A 4,544-nucleotide genomic window follows, 5' to 3' on the forward strand; every position below is an offset into this window, starting at 1 on the left:
CCCGCGCGCCACGCGTGGGTGCCCTTGCCGACGTCACATCCGATATCGATGTACGAGAAGCGGGAACAGCATGATGGGATTCACCGTGCCCAAGGCACGGAATACCTTGGCAATCGCCGTCGGTCTGCTGTGCGCGGCGCAGCTCGCGGACGGGACCGCGCGGGCCGACGCGCCCGACGGAGGCATGGAGACGCATCACGGCTCCTCGCTGATCACGATCGACAATTCGAACGCCGATTCCTGGCTGGAGGTCGACCGGACGCTGAATGTGCTCGGACCGCTCAGCAAGGGAACGGCCGGCAGCGACCACGACGGCGGCGGGGGCGCCATCGAACAGCATCTGTCGCGCTCGGACGGCCGGGTTCAGGCCGCGCCGGTGGAACGCGGCGAGGGCGACGAGCAGGAGGGGGAAGGGCCAGGGGAAGGACAGCGGCACGGGCAGGAGCAGGGACAGGGAGTGGGGCAGGGAGCGGGGCGGGCAGCGGGTAAGGAGTCCGCGGCCAACGGCGGCGACGACCCCGAAGGGGACGCCGACCACGGTGCCGAGCATGGCGCCGGCCACGGCGCTGACCACGGTGCTTCGCCCTCCGCCCGCCCGGCCCCAGGCCCGGCCCCCGAAGCCGATCGCTCCGCCCCCCGGCCCACCAACCAGTGCGCGCCCCGTACGCCCTCACCCCGAGAAGGGGGCCCGGCATGCCCGTAAGCCCGCTCCGGCACCGCTTTCTGCGCCGCGTCGACTGGTACATCGTGGCGCTGCTCTCCACCATCGGTCTCGCGACCGTGCTGCCCGCTCATGGCGCTTCCGAGGACGCGCTCGGGGTGGCGACCAGCCTGGCGATCGGGCTGCTGTTCTTCGTCTACGGGGCCCGGCTCTCGCCGCAGGCCGCATTCTCGGGGCTGCGGCACTGGCGGCTGCATCTCTCCATTCTCTCTTTCACCTTCGTCGTCTTTCCCGTCCTCGGCCTGGCATTCGCCACTCTGCCGTCCTACGTGCTCGGCGCCGAGCTCGCTACGGGCCTGCTCTTCCTGTGCGTACTGCCGTCCACCGTCCAGTCGGCCGTCGCCTTCACGTCTCTGGCGCGGGGAAATGTGGCCGCCACGGTCTGTTCCTCGTCGTTCTCCAGCCTGCTCGGCGTATTCCTGACGCCGCTGCTCGCCGCGATCCTGCTCCAGGGGGAATTGGCGGGCGGCGTGCGTTTCTCGGCGGATCAAATGCTGAGCATCGTGGTGCAGCTTCTGGTGCCCTTCGGGCTGGGGCAGGCGGTACGGCCGTGGATCTCGGGCTGGATCATCCGGCACCGCCGTATCACGATGGTGTGCGACCGGGGATCCATTCTGCTGGTGGTCTATTCCGCGTTCGGCAAAGGGGTCGACGCCGGTATCTGGGGGCGGCTCTCTCCGGTACGGCTCGGCGTGCTGATGGCGCTGTGCGCGCTGCTCCTGGCCCTTGTGCTGGGGGCGAGCACGTGGACGGCGACGAGGTTGAGGGCGGGCCACGAGGACCGGGTCACCATCGTCTTCTGCTCTTCGACGAAGAGCCTGGCCAGCGGTCTGCCGATCGCCGGCGTGCTGTTCGCCGGGACGGACGTGGGGCTGGCCGTGCTTCCCCTGATGCTCTACCACACGCTTCAGCTGATGGTCTGCGCCGTCATCGCCCGCCGCTGGAGCGAACGGCCCGTGACGGACGTACAGCAGCCGACCGCCCCCTCCCCCGCCGCGGAGGCCCCGGCCGTCAGAGCCTGAGCCGGATGAGGATGAGGACGAGGACGAGGATGACGACGGCGTCGGGCAGGCACAGCCCCTGCCCGACGGCTCCTGCTGTCGGCGGCTCCTGCTGCCGGCGCGTCAAAACGGTCGTCGCCCCTCGTGACGGACTACTCGTCAGCGCGCGGCATACGCACGGACGAACACGTGCACTCCGTCGGCGATGATCGCGCGTACGCGGCCGAGGTCGACAGTCGCCGGGGCCGGCTGGTGGTTGTACGCGCGAAGGAAGGTGAGTGCGGCGAAGTGGTCGGCCGCCAGGGCCGCGTCGTCCACGTCGAGGAGCCCCCTCGACGTAAAGTGCGCCATGCGTTCGGCGAAGGCCTCTTCCGGCTGCGCCATGGAGACATCGGCGTCGGACTCCGGTTCCTCCTGCCGGTGCCGGGCGACGAGAACGAAGACCGCGGCGTAGTCCGCACACCCGACCATTGTGGTGCCGAAGTCAGTCGCGGCAGCCGTCAACGCCGCCTCCAGCTCCGCCAGCGTGCCGATCCTTGAGTCGTCGGCGAGGTGGCGCTCCAGCGCATCGCTCGCGGAGGCGGCCAGGGACTCCGAGGCGTCCTGGAGTATGGCGAGGAACAGCCGCTGCTTGTCGCCGAAGTGGCTGTAGACCGTCGCCTTTGACACGCCGGCCCGAGCGGCGACGGTATCCATGCTGACCCGGTCGACGCCGTGCCGCAGGAAGAGTTCGCGAGCGGCGCCGAGGATCGCCGACCTCTTGCGGCCGGAGCTGGCCCGCGCCGGTTTCTTGGTTCCTGTGCCACTCATCGGCTCTCCGTCTCCCTGTCGCCTCCGCTTCGACCAGACTATACGGTTCAGTTTTGCCAAACTAAACTAGACGGTTTAGTTTAGTTACGTGACTTCCTCCATACCCCGGCTCGCACCGCCGCGTGTGAGCGACCGCCGCTTGGCACTCATCAGCCTCGTCCTCGCGCTCGGGATGTTCATCACGCTTCTCGACACCACGATCGTCAACGTCGCCCTCGACCATCTGCGCACGACGTTCGACGCCACAGTGGCGCAGACCCAGTGGATCGCCACGGGCTACCTGCTGGCGTTCGTCTCGGTGATTCCTGTCAGCGGATGGCTCTCGGAACGCTTCGGAGCCCGCAACGCGTGGCTATCCGCGATCACCGTGTTCCTCGTCGGGTCCGCGCTGTGCGCCGTCGCCGACTCCCTGCCCCAACTCGTCGCCTTCCGTGTGCTCCAGGGCATCGGCGGCGGGCTCGTGATGCCCGTCACCATGTCGATGGCAACCCGTGCCGCGGGGCCGGACCGCATCCACCGCGCCACCGTCGCGGTCGCGCTGCCCGGCCTCCTCGGGCCCGTACTCGGCTCGGTCCTGGGAGGAGCGGTCGTGGAGTTCTGGAACTGGCACTGGCTCTTCTTCATCAACGTGCCCGTCTGCCTGATCGCGCTCGTCATGGGATCGCTGCTGCTGCCGAAGGCCCCGGGGCAGCCGGGCCACCGGTTCGACGCTCTCGGGTTCGCGCTCCTCACCCCCGGCGTGGCCGGCATCGCCTACGGGATCAGCGAGGCGGCCGGCCCGGACGGTTTCGGCTCGCCTGAAGCCTGGGCGCCCTTGGCGTGCGGCATCGCACTGCTGGTCGTGTTCACCATGTGGTCGCTGCGTGCGTCGCGGAGCGCGCTCATCGACGTCCGGGTGTTCGCCCGCCGCAGCTTCGGCGTCGGCAGCCTCATCACCTTCATGAGCGGGTTCTCCACCTACGCGCTGGCCTTCCTGCTCCCGCTCTACTACCAGCAGGTCCGAGGCGAGACGGTGTTCCACACCGGACTGCTGCTGATACCGACCGGCCTGGGCACGATGTGCTTCTTCCTCGGCCTGCGCAACCTGGCCAACAGAATCGAGGGACGTCTCGTGGTCGCCGTCGGCGTGACGCTGACCATGCTCGGCACTCTCCCTTTCGCCCTCGCGGGGGCCGGCGGCACCGGTCCGTGGCTGCTGGCGGGGCAGTTCGCCCAGGGGCTCGGCTTCGCGGCGACGACCTTCCCCGTTCTCACACTCGCCCTCGCCGAGCTGAGCTACGAACAGGCCCCGCAAGCCAGTTCGGCGTTCAGCGTGGTCCAGCGTGTCGGCGCGCCCTTCGGCGTCGCTGTCATCGCCGTCATCCTGCAAAGCCTGCTGGACGACGCGCACACGCCCGCGGCCGGGCTCGACGCCTTCACGAGCACCTTCTGGTGGACCTTCGGCCTCGCCGCCATCTCCCTCGCCCTCTCGATCCTCCTCCCCGCGGGCAAGAACGCACCACCTGAGAACGGACACACAACCGCTCCGCACTGACCGGCCCCAGATCGTCAGCCCGACTCCACCGGAGTCGGCTGAGAACCACCGGACTATCACGCCACCGGATAAGGACCGGGCCTCGCCCGTCAGTCGCCCTGAGGAGACTGACGGGCTGACCTCTTCGCAGAGTTCTTCACGCGATATACGTCATGGCGTCGAACGCGATGTCGGGCAGGCCGATTTCGGCGGCCCGTACGTTCTCCTCCAGATGTTCCACGGATGAGCCGGGGCCGTCATCGCGGGCTGGTCAGCGTGCGTCCGTTCGGTCATCCCAGGGGCGCCAGAGGCCCGTGGTGTCGACGGTTCCCAACTGCTGGTCGGCGAAGTGGACACCGAATCCGTAGACGCCGTCCTGGGAGAGGAATTCGATGAGCCGACGGCGTGAGCGTTCCGCTTCGGCGCGGTCGTGGTCGAGGACGATTTCCCAGTCGGGGTGCAGGACCTGCACGGGTGAGTGCATGGCGTCGCCGAAGGC

Annotated in this window: 4 protein-coding genes and 1 pseudogene; 3 read left to right on the forward strand and 2 right to left on the reverse strand. The window is 68.9% G+C overall.

Features of this window, described 5'->3' with window-relative positions; translation table 11 throughout:
* The first annotated feature begins 70 nt into the window (after positions 1-70).
* Both ACFU99_RS34195 and ACFU99_RS34200 read left to right on the forward strand, forming a co-directional pair.
* Complete coding sequence (locus ACFU99_RS34195; RefSeq protein WP_384399631.1) at positions 71-703, forward strand: hypothetical protein; 633 nt, start codon at positions 71-73, stop codon at positions 701-703.
* Positions 694-1,743 (forward strand): bile acid:sodium symporter family protein, encoded by a 1,050-nt coding sequence (locus ACFU99_RS34200; RefSeq protein ID WP_384399634.1) that lies wholly within the window; start codon positions 694-696, stop codon positions 1,741-1,743. The genes ACFU99_RS34195 and ACFU99_RS34200 overlap by 10 nt, the downstream gene beginning before the upstream one ends.
* A gap of 138 nt (positions 1,744-1,881) precedes the next feature.
* Here ACFU99_RS34200 and ACFU99_RS34205 read toward each other — a convergent pair whose 3' ends face one another.
* A complete protein-coding gene (locus ACFU99_RS34205; RefSeq protein ID WP_384399637.1) occupies positions 1,882-2,532 on the reverse strand; it encodes a TetR/AcrR family transcriptional regulator in 651 nt (216 codons plus the stop codon).
* Positions 2,533-2,671: 139 nt separating this feature from the next.
* Between ACFU99_RS34205 and ACFU99_RS34210 the strand changes: the two genes are divergently transcribed.
* The gene (locus ACFU99_RS34210) at positions 2,672-4,066 is read left to right on the forward strand and encodes an MDR family MFS transporter (RefSeq protein WP_384399640.1); all 1,395 of its coding nucleotides are present in this window, start codon (positions 2,672-2,674) and stop codon (positions 4,064-4,066) included.
* Positions 4,067-4,316: 250 nt separating this feature from the next.
* Here ACFU99_RS34210 and ACFU99_RS34215 read toward each other — a convergent pair.
* A pseudogene (locus ACFU99_RS34215) lies at positions 4,317-4,544 on the reverse strand (MBL fold metallo-hydrolase); the annotation flags it as partial.

This window comes from Streptomyces sp. NPDC057654 (assembly GCF_042800135.1).
In the GTDB taxonomy this organism is placed as follows: domain Bacteria; phylum Actinomycetota; class Actinomycetes; order Streptomycetales; family Streptomycetaceae; genus Streptomyces.